Origin of the sequence: Meiothermus rufus DSM 22234 (assembly GCF_000423425.1) — a bacterium.
In the GTDB taxonomy this organism is placed as follows: domain Bacteria; phylum Deinococcota; class Deinococci; order Deinococcales; family Thermaceae; genus Meiothermus; species Meiothermus rufus.
This window is the reverse complement of record NZ_AUHY01000060.1, coordinates 1-16,420: the sequence shown is the minus strand read 5'-3', so window position 1 is coordinate 16,420 and position 16,420 is coordinate 1. Positions and strand designations below refer to the sequence as shown.

The following is a 16,420-nucleotide window of genomic DNA, read 5'->3' as shown; positions in this document are numbered from 1 at the left end:
TGGGGTTGGAGATGGAGGTGGTGGCTCGTCCCTACGCGGGGGTGCGAGGGGTCTGGGTGCGGGAAGGAGAGGAGACGCCGGAGATTCCGCGGGAGAGTGGGTTCAAGCCTTTGCCCAAGCGGTGGGTGGTGAAAGGACCTTTGCCTGGCTGGGGCGGAACCGACGGTTGGGGAAGGATTACGAGTACCATCCTGAGGTAGGGGAAGCCTGGATGTATTTGAGCATGATACGCTTACTGGTGAAGCGGCTGGCCAGGGCCGCGTAGCCTCTCGTGGAGGGCTTTTACGACAGCCTCTAAAATGATATCCCACGCCAGCCTCGAGCCCCCCCTCATAGCCTTCATCGTAATCGAAGAGCTGCGCAACCGATGAACCCCTACCGCCACTCGGGGTTGCGCCAGACGATAAACACCCCATAGTTGCCGCAACTGGGGTCGTTGAGGTAGTCGGGGATAATGCCCCAGACGTTGTAGCCGCGCCTGAGCTGGATGGAGAGCACCGGGTCGAACATCTCGCCCCGCACCACCCGGGCCACGTAGGCCTCGATGGGCATATCGCGCTGGTAGGGGGCGTAGCCCTTGGGCATGGCCCCCGCCACGTGGCCGCGCAGGCCCAACCGGCGCACCAGGTTCTGCCGCGCGGTGTAGAGCAGGGTGGATAGCCCCAGGCCGCGGTAGTCGGGGTGGACGCCGATATCGGCCCCGTAGAGCCAGTCGCCCTGGGGGTCGTGGGTGGAGAGCCAGTTGCCCCCCACGGCCTCGAGGTATTTGTGCTGGTAGTGGCTAAAGTCTATGCGGGTGCGCAAATCGGTGGAGCAGGCCACCACCTGGCCGCTATCCTGCTCCACCACCGCGTGCTGGCCCTCGGGAAACACCCGCATATGGGCGGCGTAGTGCTCGGCAGAGATCAGCTCCTCCGGGGCCAGCGAGGGAAAGGAGGCCCGCTGGATGGCCTCCAGGGCCGGGGCCATCCAGGGCTCGGACTGCACCACGGCAAAGCGACCATCGGGGCTGGAGAGAAGGGGCTTCATCTCAACGGCTTTTGGCCTGGGTCCAGGCTTCGTCGAAGATGCGGTTGTTGCGCCCCTGGTCCAGGATGAACTCCAGCACCCGCATCTGGGCCTCGGTGGGCCAGATGGCCGGGTTTTTGAGCATCTCCGGCTTGAGCAGTTTCTTGGCCGCAGCGTTGGGGGTGGCCGACTGCTGGTACTCGGCCAGGCGGGCCCCTACCCGGGCCTCGAGGATGAAGTTGATGAAGCGGTGGGCCGCCGCCGGGTTGGGGGCTTTGGCCGGGATGGCCAGGTTATCAATAAAGAGCGTGCTGCCCTCCTTGGGGATGGTGAAGCCGTAGCGCGGGTTGCCCGCCGCCGCCCGCAGGGCGTCCTGGTTGTAGACCACCGCGGCCACCACCTGGCCCCCCAGCAGCAGGTTGGTGGCCGAGACCCCACCCTGGAAGCCCTTAAAGTTGCGGCTGCGCTTGGCGGTTAGGAGGGCCTCGAGGGCCTTCTTCACCTCGGCGGGCTGGGTGGTGTTGACCGACTGCCCCACATAGCGCAAGGCGATGCCCAGCATTTCGCGGGGCGAGTCCATGAGGGTGAAGGCCCCCTTCTGCTGGCGCGGGTCGAAGAGCACCGCCCAGGAGGCGGGCGGGGTAGGGAAGACGTCGGTGCGGTACATCAGGCCCACCGTGCCCCACAAATAGCCCACGGTGTAACGGTTGCCGGGGTCGAAGGGGGGGTTAGTGAACCTGGGCTCGAGGTTGTTCAGGTTGGGAATCTTGCTCTTGTCCAAAGGCTGCAACAGCTTCAGATTAATCAGCACCGGCACGATAAAGTCCGAAGGCACCACGATGTCGAACTGGCTCACCCCACCGGCCTGCAGTTTGGCCTGCATCTCCTCGTTGGACTCGTAGTAGGTGAGGCGAACCCTGATCCCGGTCTGCTTCTCGAACTCGGCCACCAGGGCCGGGTCGATGTAGTCGGTCCAGGTATAGACCTGGAGGGTTCCGCTTTGGGCCAGGGCCAGGCCGGCCAGCACGACCAGGGCAAAGAGGTGTCTCATAGGCGCTCCTAAAGGGTGCCGTCAAGATACCGCGCCTGGGTTTGGGTTGCAACTAAAGAACCCGGCGAAGGGTATCCAGGCCGATATTGGCCCCACAGATGACCACCCCTACCCGCTGCCCCCGGTAGGCCCGCGATTGTTGCAGGAAGGCCGCCAGGGCCACCCCCGCTGCCCCTTCCAGAAGCTGGTGCTGGGTTTCGATAAAAAGCCGCATGGCCGCGGCAATTGCCTCCTCGCTCACCAGCACCCAGTCGTCCACCAGGCGCTGGCAGAGCTTTAGGGTGATGCTGCCGGGCTCGAGGCCCCCCGCGCTCCCGTCGGAGAGGGTGGGCTTGGCCTCGACAGTCACAACCTTCCCGGCCCGCACCGAGGCCCACATGGCCGCATCGTTTTCCGGCTGGCAGCCGATAATTTTTGTGCCGGGGCTCACCGCTTTGAGGTACGCGGCCAGGCCCGAAACCAAACCGCCACCCCCCACGGTTACGAACACCGCGTCTGGCGGGCCGCCCATCTGCTGCACCATCTCCACCCCAAGGGTGCCCTGCCCGGCGATGACCTCTAGGTCGTTGTAGGGCGAGATATACACCAGGCCGTGGGCCTCGGCGTAGCGCCGCGCGTAGGCCTCGGTATCGTCCCCGCTTTGCCCAAAGACCCGCACCTCGGCCCCGTAGCGCCGGATGGCCTCGAGTTTGGTCGGGCTGGCCCCTTCCGGTACGAACACCACCCCCTTGGCCCCCAGCCTGGCCAGCCCGAAGGCCACCCCCGCCCCGTGGTTGCCGCTGCTGGCTGCGACCACGCCTTTTTCCAGCTGCTCGGCGCCGAGGGAGAGCAGCTTGTTCAGGGCCCCCCGCACCTTGAAGGAGCCGGTGTGCTGGAGGTTTTCCAGCTTGAGCCAAACCTCGGCCCCGCTGGCCTGGGAAAGGGCCAGCGAGTGCTCCAGTGGGGTCTGGCGCACGTGCGGCTGCAGGCGGGTGTGGGCTTGCCGGATGGCTTGGGGCAGGTTCATGGGCCTGGGCCGCTCAGGCTCCCACCGCCAGCGCCTGGTGGGTCTCGCGCATGGCCCCGGCCACCACCCCCAAAGCCTCGCGCAGCATGTCCTCTGGGATGTCCAGCGCCGGCAGGAAGCGGATACAGTTGGTGTAAAGCCCGGCCCGGATCAGGATCACCCCCCGCTGGGAGGCCCGCCGGATGGTCTCCATGGCGAACTCCGGCCAGGGTTCTTTGCTTTTGGGGTCTCTAACGAACTCGAGGGCCATCATGGCCCCCACCCCGCGCACATCGCCCAAGGCGGGAACCTCGGCCTTCAGGGGCTCGAAGGTCTCCCGCACCATGCCCTCGATCCGCTGGGCTTGCTGCAAAAAGCCGGGCGAGGTCAGAATCGCCAGGGCCTCTAAGGCCGCCGCGCAGGCCAGGGGGTTGCCACCGTAGGTGCTGCCCACCCCGCCCACGTGGGGGCTATCCAGAATTTCCGCCCGGCCCGTGACCGCGCTGATGGGCATCCCGGCCCCCAGGCTCTTGGCCGAGATGAGGAGGTCGGGAACCACCCCGCTGTGCTCGATGGCCCAGAGCCGGCCGGTGCGCCCCGAGCCAGACTGTATCTCGTCGGCAATCATCACTGCGCCCGCAGCGTCACAGACCTCGCGGATTTTGCGCAAAAAGCGGTGCGGCACCGGGATAAAGCCCCCCTCCCCTATCACCGGCTCAATCACAATGGCGGCCAGAGCCGAGGGGTCGATGTGGGCGGTCAGGGCGTTTTCCAGGTTCCAGCAGCACCAGTTCACATACTGCTCAGGGGTCATGCCCTCGGGGGTGCGGTAGAGGTTGGGCAGCGGCAGGCGGTAGACCTCGGGGGCGAAGGGGCCAAAGCCCTTTTTGAACAGGCCCCACTTGCTGGTCATGGCCATGGTCAGGTTGGAGCGCCCGTGGTAGGCCCCCTCGAAGACGAGAATCCCCGGGCGTCCGGTGTAGCGGCGGGCCAGCTTGACGGCGTTCTCCACCGCCTCGGCCCCGCCGCTGCTGAGCAGGGTCTTTTTGGGAAAACTTCCGGGGGTGAGATGGTTGAGCCTCTCGCACAGGGCCACGTAGGGCTCGTAGTTGGCCACGATGCTGCACATGTGAATCAGCTCGTCGGCCTGGGCTTTGATGGCTTCCACCACGCCTTGGGGGGTGTGCCCCACCGCCAGCGCCCCGATGCCGCCAGCCAGGTCAATAAAGGTGTTGCCGTCCACGTCCTCGACCAGCGAGCCATGGGCCTTGCGCACCGCGATGGGGTTGGCCTGGGCCAAAGCCCCGCTCACGGCAGCGGCGCGGCGGGCCTGGAGGGCCTGGCTTTGGGGGCCGGGGATGGGGGTTTTGAGCTGGATGTAGGGCATAACTGCCCTCAGTCTAGCAGGCTGGCCAGGGCGGTTAGAACCTCTTCTCCCCAGCGGGTGTAAGCCGAGTAGAGGCCGGGGTAGGTGGCCGGGTCGCCGCCCTGCCCGCCGACAATGTAGATGAGGGCGTTCTTTTCCTCTAGGTCGAACAATAGCCCACTCAACAGGCCGTAAGCATCGCCTAGATGGCCAAACCAGGGGCGGGGGTAGCCCCTGACGGGGCAGTCCTGGCCAGGCCGGTTGGTAAAGCGCCACACCCCCAGGCCCCAGCTCAGGGCCTGCCCCTGCAGGGTGTCGCCGTTGTGGCCATCCCAGGTCCATTGCGGCTGCGTCATTTGCTCGAGCGTCTGCGGCTTCAAAAACTGCACTTCCCCAACCCGGCCCTGGTTCATAAACAGCAACGCCACCCGGGCTAGCTCCAGGGCCGAAGCCCTGAGGCCCCCCTGGGGCGAGAAAAAAGTAGCGTTGCTGCCCAGCCGGTAGGTGCTCAAATCCACGACCACAAAACGGTTGTCGGGCCTATCGGGGTCCTGCACCATAGGGCCAGGGGGTACAACGCCGCCATAATCGTCCACCTGCGCGACCCAAGGGCCCGCCGGGTTCCACTCCCCGCCGGTTTGCTTGCGGTACAGTACGGCCAGATTGCCGACCTGCTCCGGGGAGAACCGACTCACGTTGAACCCGCCCTCCATGCCCAAAGGCCGCAGCACCTCCTGTTCCATGAACACATCGAAACGCTGGCCCGCTACGCATTCCATTAGGGTGCCCAGAACACCCGTATTGAGGTTGGCATACTGGGCATAGGTGCCCGGGGCATGGCGGGGGTCGAAGTGGGCCCCGCCCTCAAAAAAGCGCCCTTGGGGGTGAAAGAAGTCCTGCAGGGTGTAGGGGCTGGGAAGGGCGTACCGGCTGCCGTCGCAGAGGGAGGAGGTGTGGCAAAGCAGGTGCCGCACCCGGATGGGCACCTCGGGAAAGGCCGGGTTGCGCAGGGGAAAGCCCAGGTAAAGGCTTACGTCGGCATCCAGCTCTATCTTCCCTTGCTCCACCAGCTTCATCACCCCCAGTGCCACCACCAGCTTGGAGATGGAGGCCACCCGGAAGCGGGTCTGGTTGTCAACAGGCAGGTTTTGGTTGGGGTCGTGGGGGTGCAGGTAGCGCTGCCCGAACGACTCCGAATAGACAATTTCCCCAGCCCGCACCACTGCCACCTGAAGGCTGGGGATGGGGTGCTGGGGGTCGTGGAGCAAGGCTTCCAGGTACACCTCGAGGCTCTGCAAGGAGATGGCCGGTAGTTATGAGACGGGATACACCCCTACCCACGGCGGGTCAGGCGCTCGGAGGCCAGCACCAGCAGCACCGTGACCAAAAAGATCAGCGTGGAGAGGGCGTGGATTTCCGGGGCGACCCCCCGCCGCACCGAAGCGTAGATCAAAAGGGGCAGGGTCTGGGAGGTGGGGCCCGCGGTGAAGAAGCTGATGACGAAATCGTCAAGCGAGAGGGTAAAGGCCAGCATGGCCCCAGCCACGATGCCCGGCATCAAAAGGGGCAGCAAGACCCGGCGCAGATAGTAGCCATAGCTGGCGTAGAGGTCGCGGGCGGCCTCGTCGAGGTCGTGGCCCAGGCTTTTGAGACGGCTGCGCACGGTGAGGGCCACAAAGGCGATCTGGAAGGTGATGTGGCCCAGAATCATGGTGAAAAGGCCCGGCTCAAAGAGGCTGGAGACGGTGCGAAAAGCCCCAAAGGCCACCACCAGGGCCACCGCAAAGATGATGTCCGGCGTGACCACCGGCAAGTAGAGGAGGTTTTCCAGCAAGCCCTGGCTTTTGCGCGGCCAAGGATAGCGCCCCAGGGCCAGGGCAAAAAGCGTCCCCAGCAGCGTGGCCACCAGGGTGGAAAGGGCGGCCAGCACGAAGGTGTTGCGGGCAGCCTCGAGGATATCCGGGTTGTTCAACAGCCGCACGTACCAGTCCCAGGTAAACCCCGTCCATTGCAGGCCATAGCGGGTCTTGTTGAAGGAGAGCACTGCCACCGCCAGCATGGGCAGGTACAAAAAGGCCAGGGTGGCCATGGCCGCAAGGCCGACCCAGGGGTTCAGGCGCATAGGCAGCCTCCGGTCATACCAGATCCACGTCCTTCCCTCGACGGCGGTAGAGGGCCAGCCCGAACAGGGTCATGACCATCAAGCCCAGGCTGACCGCCGCGCCGAAAGGCCAGTCGCGGCTGGCAAAGAACTGCTGCTGGATCAGGTTGCCTACCAGCAGGTATTTGGCCCCGCCCAGCAGGTCGGGGATGACGAACATGCCCATGGCTGGGATAAAGGTCAGGATGATGCCCACCGTGAGGCCCGGCAGGGTCTGGGGCCAGATGGCCTGGAAGAAGGTACGGACACGGCTGGCGTAGAGGTCCTGGGCAGCCTCCACCAGGCTATGGTCCATCCGCTCGAGCGAAGAGAACAAAGGCAGCACCACGAAGGGTAGAAAAGCAGTAATCATGCCGATATAGACCGCCAGGGGGCTGGGGTACAGGCCGGCCTCGGGCGCCAGAAGGCCCAGGGTCTGGGCCAGTTTGGCCAAGGGAAAATCGGGGGAAAGCAGCATCTGCCAGGCGTAGGTGCGGATAACTAGGTTGGTCCAGAAGGGGATAATCACCAGCGCCAGCCAGAGGTAGCGGGTGCGGGGCGGGCGGGTAGCAATGAAAAAGGCCAGCGGATAGGCCAGCACGATGCAGACCAGGGTGGTGACGAAGGCCACCCAGAGGCTTCTGAGCAGGATGAAGAGGGTATCGGGGCTCCAGCCAAATAGCCCATACCCCAGCAAGCGGGCATAGTTTTCCAGGCTGAAGTTCCAGACCACCTCGCCATAGGGCCCCCGCTCGGCAAAGGAGAGGGCGACCAGCGAAAGCCCTGGGATGACCAAGAGCCCCAGAATCCAGACCACCGCCGGCAGCAAAAGCCACAGCCCCCGTCGGTAGAGCCTGGCGGGGGTGGTGAGTTCGCCGAACCAGACCACCCGCCTATTCATCGAGCACCACCAGCGCTTCCGTAGGCAGCTCGGCCCAGAGTTCCTGTCCGGCGTGGAGAGTAGGGTGGGGGGCCGCACGCACGCGGAGGCTGCCGGGCTCGAGCCAGACCTCCTGGTAAGCCCCCCGGTAGACCACCTCACGTACCCGCACCCTGAGGCCGTTCTGCCGCGGCTCGAGCTGGGAGAGCCGCACCCGTTCGGGCCGGATGGCCACGTACCCCTGGTCCCAGGGAGGGGTCTGGCCTAGGGCCAGCCTGCCTAAGGCGGTCTCGAGGCCCATGGGTATTCGCTGGCCCTGGATAAGGTTGGCCGCGCCCAGAAACTCGGCGGCGTAGCGGGTGCGGGGGCGTTCGTAGACCTCCTCGGGGGTGCCGACCTGCTCGAGCTGGCCCATCCGCATCAGGGCGATGCGGTCGGAAACCGCCATGGCCTCGTCTTGGTCGTGGGTCACCAGGATAAAGGTCAGGCCCAGTTGCTGCTGCAACCGCCGAAGCTGCACCTGCACCTCGGCGCGGAGTTTGGCGTCCAGGGCGCTCATGGGCTCGTCCAGCAAAAGCACCTGCGGTTCGTTGACCAAGGCCCGGGCCAGAGCCACCCGCTGCTTCTGTCCTCCGGAAAGCTGGTGGGGTAGGCGCTGGGCCAAGGGCTCGAGCTGGAGCATCCGCAGGCCATAGCCCACCCGCCGCTCCACCTCGGCCTTGTCCATACGCCGGCTTTTGAGCCCGAAGGCGATGTTTTCCCACACGGAAAGGTGGGGAAACAGCGCGTAGCTCTGGAAGACCGTGTTGACCGGGCGCTGGTTGGCCGGCAGGGTGGTGATGTCCCGCCCCAGAAGCACCACCCGGCCCTCGCTGGGCACCTCGAGGCCCGCAATGATGCGCAGCAGAGTGGTTTTGCCACAACCTGAGGGACCCAAAAGGGTAAAAAATTCCCCTGTGCGAATCTCCAGGCTGACCCCAGCCAAAGCGGTGACCTCGCCGAAACGCTTGACGATACTTTGCAAGGAAAGGGTGCCCTCGGCTACCCGCGCTGGTGCAGCTACCATGCTTGCAGGTAGCCTACCAAAATCTGCGGGGCCCTGCACAGCTTCCCCCTTTGTAGACTAAAGGTAGCTTCGGGAGGCAAGGCGTGCACAGGTTGAAGCACTGGATAGGGCTGTGGCTGCTGCTGGGCTTCTCGCTGGCCCAACAGAATATCCCCGTTACCTTTACCTACGACCCCCCTATGGCCCTCGAGGTGCGCTCGGTGAGTCTGCGGGGAAGCTTCAACGATTGGGCCGAGCTGCCCATGCAAAAAACCGAGGAGGGGGTCTGGCAGGTTACCGTGGCCCTGCCGCCAGGGGTGGTGCAGTACAAGTACTTCATCAACGGGCAGTGGCCGCAAAACATGTGCGAGGACGAGACCTTCGGCACCCCCCAGGTCGACGCCGAGGCCGAGGGCTGCACCGACGACGGCCAGGGCGGGCAGAACGCCATTAGGGAGATTGGGCGGCTGGCCGAGGCCCCTCCCGCGGAGGCCGGGCTGGCCCTCGAGCACGACCCCAATACGCCCCAGTTCGTTTCGCAGGCCGCCGGGCGCTTATCGGTGCGCTTCCAGGTACCCCAGGGCCGCATCCGTAGCGCGGTCTTGCAGGCGGAGCAGGCCTACCCCATGGCCTTGCAGCTGACCACCCCGGAGGGGGAAGTCTGGCGGGCCGCGCTGCCGCTTACGGTGCGCACCTACCGCATTCGGGTTGTGGATAAAGAGGGGCAGGAACAGACCTTTGGCCCCTTCGAGGTGCCCGCTAAGGTTCTCCGGGCGGTGGACTGGGTGGCGGGGCGGGTAGGCTACCAGATTTTTCCCGACCGCTTCTGGAACGGCGACCCCAGCAACGACCACCGAGCCCTGGAAACCTCGCAGGCCCGCTTCGACCGTACCTGGCAGGGCCGGCGGCCCTACCTCTCGCGCTGGAGCGACCCCCCCGGCGAGTACCACTGCTGCCAGCAGTACTACGGCGGCGACCTGGCCGGGGTGTTGCAGCGCCTGCCGCACCTGCGCGGGCTGGGGGTGAACCTGGTCTACTTCAACCCCCTCTTCGACGCTGGTTCGGCCCACGGCTACGACACCCACGACTACGTGCGGGTCTCGCCCAAGTTCGGCGACAATGCCCTTTTGAAGCGGGTGCTGGCCGAGCTAAAGCGCCAGGGCATCCGGGCCATCTTCGACTTCGTGCCCAATCACACCGGCCTGGGGCACTGGGCCTTCCAGGACGTGGTGAAAAACGGCCCCAAATCGCGCTACTGGAACTGGTATTTCATCCGCCAGTGGCCCTTTACCCCAGGCGATGGGCGGGCCTATGTGGGCTGGGCCGACCTAGGCAGCCTGCCCAAGCTCAACACTGCTAACCCCGAGGTGCAGGACTACCTGATCCGGGTCTCGCGCTTCTGGTTGAACTTCGGCTTCGACGGGATTCGGGTGGATGTGGCCAACGAAATCTCCACCGAGTTCGTGCAGAAGTGGCGGGCAGCCCTCAAGGCGCTAAAGCCCGAGGTGTATCTGGTGGGCGAGGTCTGGGATGTGCGCCCGCAGTATGTGCAGGGCGACCAGTTCGACTCGCTGATGAACTACAGCGTAGGGCGTGGGGGTTCGCCCCCGGCCTTTGGCGGGGTGCTGGGCTTTGCCCGGGGCGGCCCCTTGCAGAACGGGCGGCGGGCATTGGGCGAGCTGGCCAGGGTCTACGCCCTTTACCCCGAGGCGGTAGCGGCGATGGGCTTCAACCTGATTGGCTCACACGATACCCCACGCGTCCTGACCGACCTGGGCGGGGGCGGCCTGGGCGATAGGCCCAGCCTCGAGGCCCTGGCCCGGCTGCGGCTGGCCATGGCTGTGCTCTATGCCCTGCCGGGGGCCTCGGTGATCTTTCAGGGCGACGAGTGCGGCTTTACCGGCGAGCGGGGGCAGTGGCCGGTGAACGAGCTGTACCGCTACCCCTTGCAGTGGGCGCGCTGCGACCGGAGTACCCTGGCCCACTTCCAGCTTTTGGGCCGCCTGCGGGGGCAACTGGCCGCGCTCAAAAGCCCGGTCTTCCGCACCCACTTAGGCGAGGGGCCCCTTCTGGCCTTCCTGCGCGGGGAGCCGGGGGTGGGGGAGCTGCTGGCCGCCTTCAACAACAGCCTGGAAACGGCCTCCTTACCCCTGCCGGAGGGCCGGTGGCGCGACGTGGTGGAGGGGCGGGTCTACCAGGGCAAACTCAGCCTGGCCGGCCTGGGGTGGCGCTACCTGGAACGGGTGCCCTAGGGAAAGCCCCGCAGGGCCAGGCGGAGAACCAAAGCCCAGGGCTGGGGGCCCAAGAGCGCCAGGCTGGCGCTTAGCTCGGCGTTGGGGAGGGTGTAGGCGTAGCTGGCGCTAAGCTGGGCCTGCCACGGGTTGTCCGGCAGCAGGTAGGCGCTCAGGCTCCAGCGGGCCTCCTCCCCCTGGGGCATAGCCCACTGCCCCGCCAGGAAAAGGCTGGCAGGCCGAAAGGGCAGGGTGGCGTAGCCCCCCTCGAGGGTCCACAGGCCCTCGCCCAGGAGGCCGCTCAGGCCCAGGGCATAGCGGGCCTCGAGGGGGTTCAAAAACAGCCAGCCCTCCCCATAGACCACCACCCCCGCCACAGTACCGCTCCCCCCCAGGCCCACCACCCATTGGGCGGGGTGGAGGGCGTGGGCCTCCAGTTCAAACTCGGCAAACTCCCGCCGCAGGCTCAGGATCGGCACCAGACGGCCCGCATCCTCCAGAACGGCCAGCCGCACCCGGGTGGCCTCGGGGTTCCAGCCCACCCTGGCCCCCCAGCGGCCCTGGCGGGTGCCCAGGGGGCTGAGGGGCTCGAGGCTGTAGGGCAGGCTGAGGCGGGCAACCTCGAGGGGCAGCCGCTCCAGCCCTGCGCTCAGATCCAGCTCGCCCTGGCGGTAGAGCAGGTACAGCTCGGTCAGCCCGGCATCGGTAATGACCGGTCTGGCAAAGTTCACCCCCGGTTCCAGCACCAGGTAAAAGCGCAGGGGGTCGAGGTCGTAGCGGGCCTCGAGGCGGGCCCCAAGGCCCCAGCTCGCGCCCAGCGGCAAGTTACTGATGGCAAGGGCCGTGGTGAAGCGAAGCTCGAGCCGGGTCTTTAGGTTTTGTGCCCAAACCGGCTGCAACCACCCGGCTGCTACCCACAGCCCCAGGGCAATGAACCATGGGCTGATCCTGCGCACTGGGCTTCGCACACCTTACCCCCTCAGGCGGCAATCTGCCCGTCCTCGAGCCGCACGATGCGGTCTACCCGCTCCAGCAGCCGGGGGTCATGGGTGCTGAAGACAAAAGTAATGCCCTGCTCGCGGTTGAGGCTTCGCATGTGCTCGATCAGGGCCAGGCCGGTTTTGGAGTCGAGGTTGGCGGTCGGCTCGTCGGCCAGGATGATCTTGGGCCGGGCGGCCAGGGCCCGGGCCACCGCCACCCGTTGCTGCTGCCCACCGGAAAGCTGGTTGGGCCGGCGGTGGGCATAGTCTTGCATGCCCAAAACTTGCAGAGCCTCCAGGGCTTTGGCCTCGCGCACTTCGCGGGGCTCGCCGCGTAGCTCGAGCACGAAGGCTGCGTTCTCCAGCGCGGTGAGTACCGGAATCAGGTTGTAGGCCTGAAACACAAAGCCCACCTGCCACAGCCGCAGTTGGGCTAGCTGCGCTTTGGAAAGACCATCAATGCGCTGCCCACCCAGCCAGACCTCGCCCGCAGTGGGCTTGTCCAGGCCGCCCATCAGGTACAGCAAGGTGCTCTTGCCGCTGCCCGAGGGCCCGGCCAGGGCGGTAAACTCGCCGGGGTATATCTCCAGGTTCACCCCCCGCAGGGCTGGGGTCTCGATGGCGTCTACCCGGTAGACCTTGGTGAGCTGTTTGGTTTGCAAAAGGGGTTGCATAGGCTACCTCGTCTCAAGCGGTAAAGCGCATGGCCTCCACGGGTTCCAGGCGGGCTGCGACCCGGGCCGGCCACCAGGCGGCCAGAAGCCCGGTAGCCAGGGCAAAGCCCAGGGTGATGGGAATATCCCAGGCCCGCAGGCTCAGGTAGACCACCGAGGGCAGGCCGAACTCGCTGCCTACCGGGCCATACAGGGCCTCGAGGGAAAACCCTCCGGAAAGCGCGGCAATGGTGAGAAGGCCCAGTGCGCCCCCTACCACCGCCCCGCTCGAGCACAGCAGCAGGCTCTCCAACACCACCATCCGGGCCACCTGGGCCGGGCCTGCCCCCAGGGCCACCATCACCCCTAGCTCGCGGGTGCGCTCGAGCAAACCCAGATAGATGGTATTGACCACCAGCAGTCCGGCCAGGCCAAAAAAGATGGCGGCAAAGATCAGCACCAGCGGGGTAAGCAGCGCAAAAATCTGCGCGATGGCCGGGCTGGCCTCGCGCCAGCTTTCCACGCTCAGGCCGGGCCCCAGGCTGGCCGCAAGCTGGGGTTGAACGACCGCGAGTTGGGCGTCCTGGCTATAGCGGGTGAAGGGGAAGTGCAGCTCGATGCGGGTAGCCCCCCCCGGTGCGGCCAGCTCCTGTGCGGCGGCCAGCGAAAGATAGGCACTTCGGGCCTCTTGGGCAGCCTCGGGAAAGCGCAAGAGCCCCACCAGCCGGTAGGCCCCCGCCCCTCTTCCTTCGGTGCCCGGCGCATAGACGTAGACCGGGTCACCCAGCTTCAGCCTGAGGGCCCGGGCCAGTGAAGCGCCCAGTGCAATGCCTTCCAGGTCGTCTGCTTCTGGCAACTGCCCTTCGGCCAGGTATTGCTTAGCGAAGGCTTCGCGCAGGGCAGCAGGGCGCCGGTCGCCGATTAGCAAAACCCCCCTCGAGCGGGTCTCGCCCGCCACCAGCGCGGGAACCTCGAGGGCCACCACCCACTGGGCCTGGGTCTGGGCAGCCAGTCGGGCCTCTACCTGGGCCACACCCGGAATGAGCAGGTCGCGGAACTCGCGTTTTTCGCGGTAGCCCTCGACCCGCACCTGCAGGTGCCCTACCGAGGCAGTGAGGTTGTTGTAGATGCTGTTTTCCATCGCTCCCAGGAAGCTCAGGTAAAACAGCGTAAAAAAAACTGCCAGTCCCACTGCACCCGCAGTCAACAGGCTGCGCCCGCGGTGTCGCCAGATGTTGCGCCAGGAAAGGCTGAAGAGGTTGAACATGCGTACCTCGCTTTAGGTTGGCGGGCTTGTCCCTGGCTATCTCATGGGAGCCAGACTCTAGCAGCCAGCCTCCAGGGCCCGCACCGTGAAGCAGTTTTCGGGGATGGGAATGCCAAAGCGGTAGTTGCTGTAGACCAGGCTGGTGCGGTAGCCCGAACGTAGCAAATCCTCCACCGAGGTCTGGGTGGGGAAGCTGCGCCCGTTCACCTGCGCAAACCGGGCAAAGGTAATCTTGCGAACCGCCTGGCCGCGCTGGTCGTAGTAGATCACCTCCTGGGGCACCAGGCCGGGCTTGCTGGCTTGCAGCACAATTTTGCCGTAAGGGGTGGGGGCCTGGGGCTTTGGGGTGAGCTCGAGGGCGATGCGCCCATCGTCCTCGGCCACCACCCTGGGAATGTAGTCTTGCTCGAGGTCGCGCCCGCTCAGGTCGCTGTAGGAGAGGTCGGAGCCCAGAAAGCTATCGCTGCGTCCACTGGGGGGCAGCCGCAAGACCCGCTTGAGGGTGGGGTTGTAGAGCTGAAGGTTATCGCCTACCCGCAAGAAGGCCTGCCCAGCCTCGCGGGGTGGGGCCTGAACCCGGATCAAGGCCCGCTCGAGGCCATCCGAGACCACCTCTAATACGTACTGGGTCTGCCGCTCGGGGCGGATCACGCTCAGGGTCAGGGTGGCCCGCACGCTGCCGCCCCGCTGGTTGTCCACAATGGCCCTGAGCACGGCCTGGGGGTCGGTGGCGGCGCTGCTCAGGCTAAAGCAGAGCAGACCAAGCAAGAGGATTCGTGGACTCATACTGCCTCCCTTCACTCGGTTCGCATGGCCTCGGTGGGCTTGAGGGCCAGCACCCGCCGGGCCGGAATCAGAATGGAGAAGAAGGTGGCCAGGGCAATGGTCAGGGCCGCATAGAGGGCGTAGAGGGGGCTTTGGGCGGTGTAGATTTCGTTGCCGGTGCCCAGGATTTCCCAGGCGGCCCCGTAGCTGGCAAAGATAGGCCCCAGCACGTTCTGGGTGGCCATCCAAAAGTTGAGCCCATAGCCCAGCACCAGCCCCAGCACCCAGCCCAAGCTGGTGGCAAAGACCGTCTCCAGCGTGACCAGCAAAGCCAGGCCGCCGGGCCTCAGACCCAAAGCAGCCATCATGCCAAACTCGCGGGTGCGCTCGAGTACGCTCACCAGTACGGTGCTGGTGACAGCCAGAGCAGCAAACAGGGAAAAAATCAGCCCGATGAAAAAAGTAGAGCTTTGCTTGGTGCCGATGGCAGCAGAAAGCCCACCTAAAAGCCGGGTCAGGTCGTAGGCTCGTAGGTCGGGCGGCAGCAGGGCTTGCAGGGCTGCGGCCAGGTGGGCCTCCTGGCCGCGGGGCAGGTCCAGGGCCACCCCAGTCGCGGTGGAGAGACCGGTGAGAGAGCGAGCATCCTCGAGGTGCACCAGCACTACCCCCCGGTCAACCGCGGCGATGCCGGAGTGCACCAGCCCTACCACTTGCAGCCCCAGGGCCTGCGGCCCTGCCAGCGCCGAGGTATCCAGCACCACCCGCTCGCCCAGCCGCACGTCCAGCCGCTCGGCCAGCTGTTGGCCCAGCACCACCTCGCCACGCTTGGCCAGCATGCGACCTGCGCGAATGGCGGTGGGGATATGGCTCACCTGGGGCTCGAGGGCGGGGTCTACCCCCCGAACCCGCACCCCCTCGGCGGTGTAGGCCGAGCGAATCAGGGCAGGAAACTCCAGGCGCAAGGCAGCCGCGCGTACCCCCGGTTGGGCTGCTATCCGGGGCAGAAAGTCCAGGCTGGGCAGGCCGTGCTCAGGGTCAGGGTCTTCGAAGTAGGCTTGCGTGGCAATCAGGGCAGGAGCACTAAGAAAGCGAGCATTGCCGGTCTGAAGCGAAAGGGTAAACCCATCCTGCATCCCCCAAAACAAAACGGTGGTGAGGGTGGCATAGGCCACGACCAGCACCAACAACCCCGTGCGGCGCCGGTGCCGCCAGAGGTTGCGCCAGGCCAGCCGAGCCAGGACAGCCAGCGTAGCACTTGGAGGTGCGGTTTGCATCCCTAAGCCCCTTTCCGACGCTGGTAACGCTCGAAAAGCCCTTGTAGCTCCTCCTCGAAAAAGGCGTATAGATCGCGCATCTCCTCTAGTCGTTGCCGCTGCGCTGGCGGTGCCTTCTCCAGCAGCTTTAGGCCTTTCTCGGCCAGATTTTTGTAGAGGCTGAGCCCAGCCAGACCCTGCCGTACCCGCTCGCTCCAGGTGCCAGGCCGAATGCGGAAGTAGGCCTGCCGCGAGCCCCGCCTGGGCACCCGCTCGATCAGGTGCATCTGTACCAAGAGCCGGGTCATGGTGCTGATGGAAGCTTTGCTGGCCCCCAGAACCTGGGCTAGCTGAGCGGCGTTCTGCTCGGGAGGGTCGCAGACCATAAGCCAACCCAGGATGCGCCCGGCGCTGCGGGGCAGACCAGCCCCCTCGTAGGCTAGGGCGAACTCCTCCACGAAGTGCAACAGCTCTTCGGGCATGTTCAAAGTTTAGTTAGTTCAAATAGTTTAGTCAATACTGAACAAAATAAAAGACAAGCCAGATGCCCAAAGCACCACGCTTGCCCCCTTCAGCTTTCGACTTTCCCCAAGCCTAGACCTTGGCTGGGGTCCTGATGGGAATGGCTTTGGTCTTGCTTTCTTCGCTCTTAGGCAGTTAGGGTCAACACCCCATAGGAGTTACGCAGTTGCAGTTGACTGGACATTCTTCTGTGTGCTAGGAGGAGAGTGCTTAGCCAAGCTTCTCCAAAGGGGGTGATGCCCATGAACCCACCGAAGTGCGATGACCTGGACTA

15 protein-coding genes and 1 pseudogene are annotated in these 16,420 nt (G+C 65.5%); 2 read left to right on the top strand and 14 right to left on the bottom strand.

What is annotated here, in order from left to right; genetic code table 11:
* A pseudogene (locus G552_RS17090) lies at positions 1-200 on the top strand (hypothetical protein); the annotation flags it as partial.
* Positions 201-375: 175 nt separating this feature from the next.
* On the opposite strand, the gene G552_RS0110930 reads toward G552_RS17090, so the two are convergent.
* Genes G552_RS0110930 through G552_RS0110895 form a run of 8 tightly spaced genes read right to left on the bottom strand, consistent with a single transcriptional unit; the run spans position 376 to position 8,496 of the window.
* Positions 376-1,029, bottom strand: a complete 654-nt coding sequence (locus G552_RS0110930) for a GNAT family N-acetyltransferase (RefSeq protein WP_027883076.1) — start codon at positions 1,027-1,029, stop codon at positions 376-378.
* Position 1,030: 1 nt separating this feature from the next.
* Positions 1,031-2,059, bottom strand: a complete 1,029-nt coding sequence (locus tag G552_RS0110925; RefSeq protein ID WP_027883075.1) for an ABC transporter substrate-binding protein — start codon at positions 2,057-2,059, stop codon at positions 1,031-1,033.
* A gap of 52 nt (positions 2,060-2,111) precedes the next feature.
* Positions 2,112-3,065 (bottom strand): threonine/serine dehydratase, encoded by a 954-nt coding sequence (locus G552_RS0110920; RefSeq protein WP_027883074.1) that lies wholly within the window; start codon positions 3,063-3,065, stop codon positions 2,112-2,114.
* A gap of 13 nt (positions 3,066-3,078) precedes the next feature.
* Positions 3,079-4,431 (bottom strand): aspartate aminotransferase family protein, encoded by a 1,353-nt coding sequence (locus G552_RS0110915; protein ID WP_027883073.1) that lies wholly within the window; start codon positions 4,429-4,431, stop codon positions 3,079-3,081.
* Between the two features lie 8 nt (positions 4,432-4,439).
* Positions 4,440-5,708: a serine hydrolase domain-containing protein gene (locus G552_RS0110910; RefSeq protein WP_245575178.1), complete on the bottom strand. Its 1,269-nt coding sequence runs from the start codon at positions 5,706-5,708 to the stop codon at positions 4,440-4,442.
* Between the two features lie 35 nt (positions 5,709-5,743).
* Positions 5,744-6,532, bottom strand: a complete 789-nt coding sequence (locus G552_RS0110905) for an ABC transporter permease (protein WP_027883071.1) — start codon at positions 6,530-6,532, stop codon at positions 5,744-5,746.
* A 13-nt stretch (positions 6,533-6,545) separates the two neighbouring features.
* A complete protein-coding gene (locus G552_RS0110900) occupies positions 6,546-7,451 on the bottom strand; it encodes an ABC transporter permease (protein ID WP_027883070.1) in 906 nt (301 codons plus the stop codon).
* Positions 7,444-8,496: an ABC transporter ATP-binding protein gene (locus tag G552_RS0110895; protein ID WP_027883069.1), complete on the bottom strand. Its 1,053-nt coding sequence runs from the start codon at positions 8,494-8,496 to the stop codon at positions 7,444-7,446. Before G552_RS0110895 ends, G552_RS0110900 begins: the two co-directional genes overlap by 8 nt.
* 92 nt (positions 8,497-8,588) lie before the next feature.
* Here G552_RS0110895 and G552_RS0110890 point away from each other — a divergent pair, with 92 nt between their 5' ends.
* Complete coding sequence (locus tag G552_RS0110890; protein ID WP_027883068.1) at positions 8,589-10,727, top strand: alpha-amylase family glycosyl hydrolase; 2,139 nt, start codon at positions 8,589-8,591, stop codon at positions 10,725-10,727.
* Here G552_RS0110890 and G552_RS0110885 read toward each other — a convergent pair.
* Genes G552_RS0110885 through G552_RS0110860 form a run of 6 tightly spaced genes read right to left on the bottom strand, consistent with a single transcriptional unit; the run spans position 10,724 to position 16,106 of the window.
* A complete protein-coding gene (locus G552_RS0110885) occupies positions 10,724-11,674 on the bottom strand; it encodes a hypothetical protein (protein WP_245575177.1) in 951 nt (316 codons plus the stop codon). The genes G552_RS0110890 and G552_RS0110885 overlap by 4 nt on opposite strands.
* Positions 11,675-11,685: 11 nt before the next feature.
* Complete coding sequence (locus G552_RS0110880; protein ID WP_027883066.1) at positions 11,686-12,360, bottom strand: ABC transporter ATP-binding protein; 675 nt, start codon at positions 12,358-12,360, stop codon at positions 11,686-11,688.
* Between the two features lie 13 nt (positions 12,361-12,373).
* On the bottom strand, positions 12,374-13,606 hold the full coding sequence (locus tag G552_RS0110875; RefSeq protein WP_027883065.1) for an ABC transporter permease: 1,233 nt from the start codon (positions 13,604-13,606) through the stop codon (positions 12,374-12,376).
* A 57-nt stretch (positions 13,607-13,663) separates the two neighbouring features.
* The gene (locus G552_RS0110870; RefSeq protein WP_027883064.1) at positions 13,664-14,392 is read right to left on the bottom strand and encodes an outer membrane lipoprotein-sorting protein; all 729 of its coding nucleotides are present in this window, start codon (positions 14,390-14,392) and stop codon (positions 13,664-13,666) included.
* An 11-nt stretch (positions 14,393-14,403) separates the two neighbouring features.
* Positions 14,404-15,645 (bottom strand): ABC transporter permease, encoded by a 1,242-nt coding sequence (locus G552_RS0110865; RefSeq protein WP_051195782.1) that lies wholly within the window; start codon positions 15,643-15,645, stop codon positions 14,404-14,406.
* Between the two features lie 2 nt (positions 15,646-15,647).
* Positions 15,648-16,106, bottom strand: coding sequence for a GbsR/MarR family transcriptional regulator (locus tag G552_RS0110860; protein WP_027883062.1), 459 nt, complete (start codon positions 16,104-16,106; stop codon positions 15,648-15,650).
* Between the last annotated feature and the right edge of the window lie 314 nt (positions 16,107-16,420).

Excerpts from the sequence above, each read along its gene's own strand:
- G552_RS0110905 (WP_027883071.1), bottom strand. The coding sequence starts at position 6,532 with ATGCGCCTGAACCCCTGGGTCGGCCTTGCGGCCATGGCCACCCTGGCC.
- G552_RS0110875 (WP_027883065.1), bottom strand. The coding sequence starts at position 13,606 with ATGTTCAACCTCTTCAGCCTTTCCTGGCGCAACATCTGGCGACACCGC.
- G552_RS0110925 (WP_027883075.1), bottom strand. The coding sequence starts at position 2,059 with ATGAGACACCTCTTTGCCCTGGTCGTGCTGGCCGGCCTGGCCCTGGCC.
- G552_RS0110900 (WP_027883070.1), bottom strand. The coding sequence starts at position 7,451 with ATGAATAGGCGGGTGGTCTGGTTCGGCGAACTCACCACCCCCGCCAGG.
- G552_RS0110915 (WP_027883073.1), bottom strand. The coding sequence starts at position 4,431 with ATGCCCTACATCCAGCTCAAAACCCCCATCCCCGGCCCCCAAAGCCAG.
- G552_RS0110930 (WP_027883076.1), bottom strand. The coding sequence starts at position 1,029 with ATGAAGCCCCTTCTCTCCAGCCCCGATGGTCGCTTTGCCGTGGTGCAG.
- G552_RS0110860 (WP_027883062.1), bottom strand. The coding sequence starts at position 16,106 with ATGCCCGAAGAGCTGTTGCACTTCGTGGAGGAGTTCGCCCTAGCCTAC.
- G552_RS0110880 (WP_027883066.1), bottom strand. The coding sequence starts at position 12,360 with ATGCAACCCCTTTTGCAAACCAAACAGCTCACCAAGGTCTACCGGGTA.
- G552_RS0110920 (WP_027883074.1), bottom strand. The coding sequence starts at position 3,065 with ATGAACCTGCCCCAAGCCATCCGGCAAGCCCACACCCGCCTGCAGCCG.
- G552_RS0110865 (WP_051195782.1), bottom strand. The coding sequence starts at position 15,645 with ATGCAAACCGCACCTCCAAGTGCTACGCTGGCTGTCCTGGCTCGGCTG.
- G552_RS0110870 (WP_027883064.1), bottom strand. The coding sequence starts at position 14,392 with ATGAGTCCACGAATCCTCTTGCTTGGTCTGCTCTGCTTTAGCCTGAGC.
- G552_RS0110895 (WP_027883069.1), bottom strand. The coding sequence starts at position 8,496 with ATGGTAGCTGCACCAGCGCGGGTAGCCGAGGGCACCCTTTCCTTGCAA.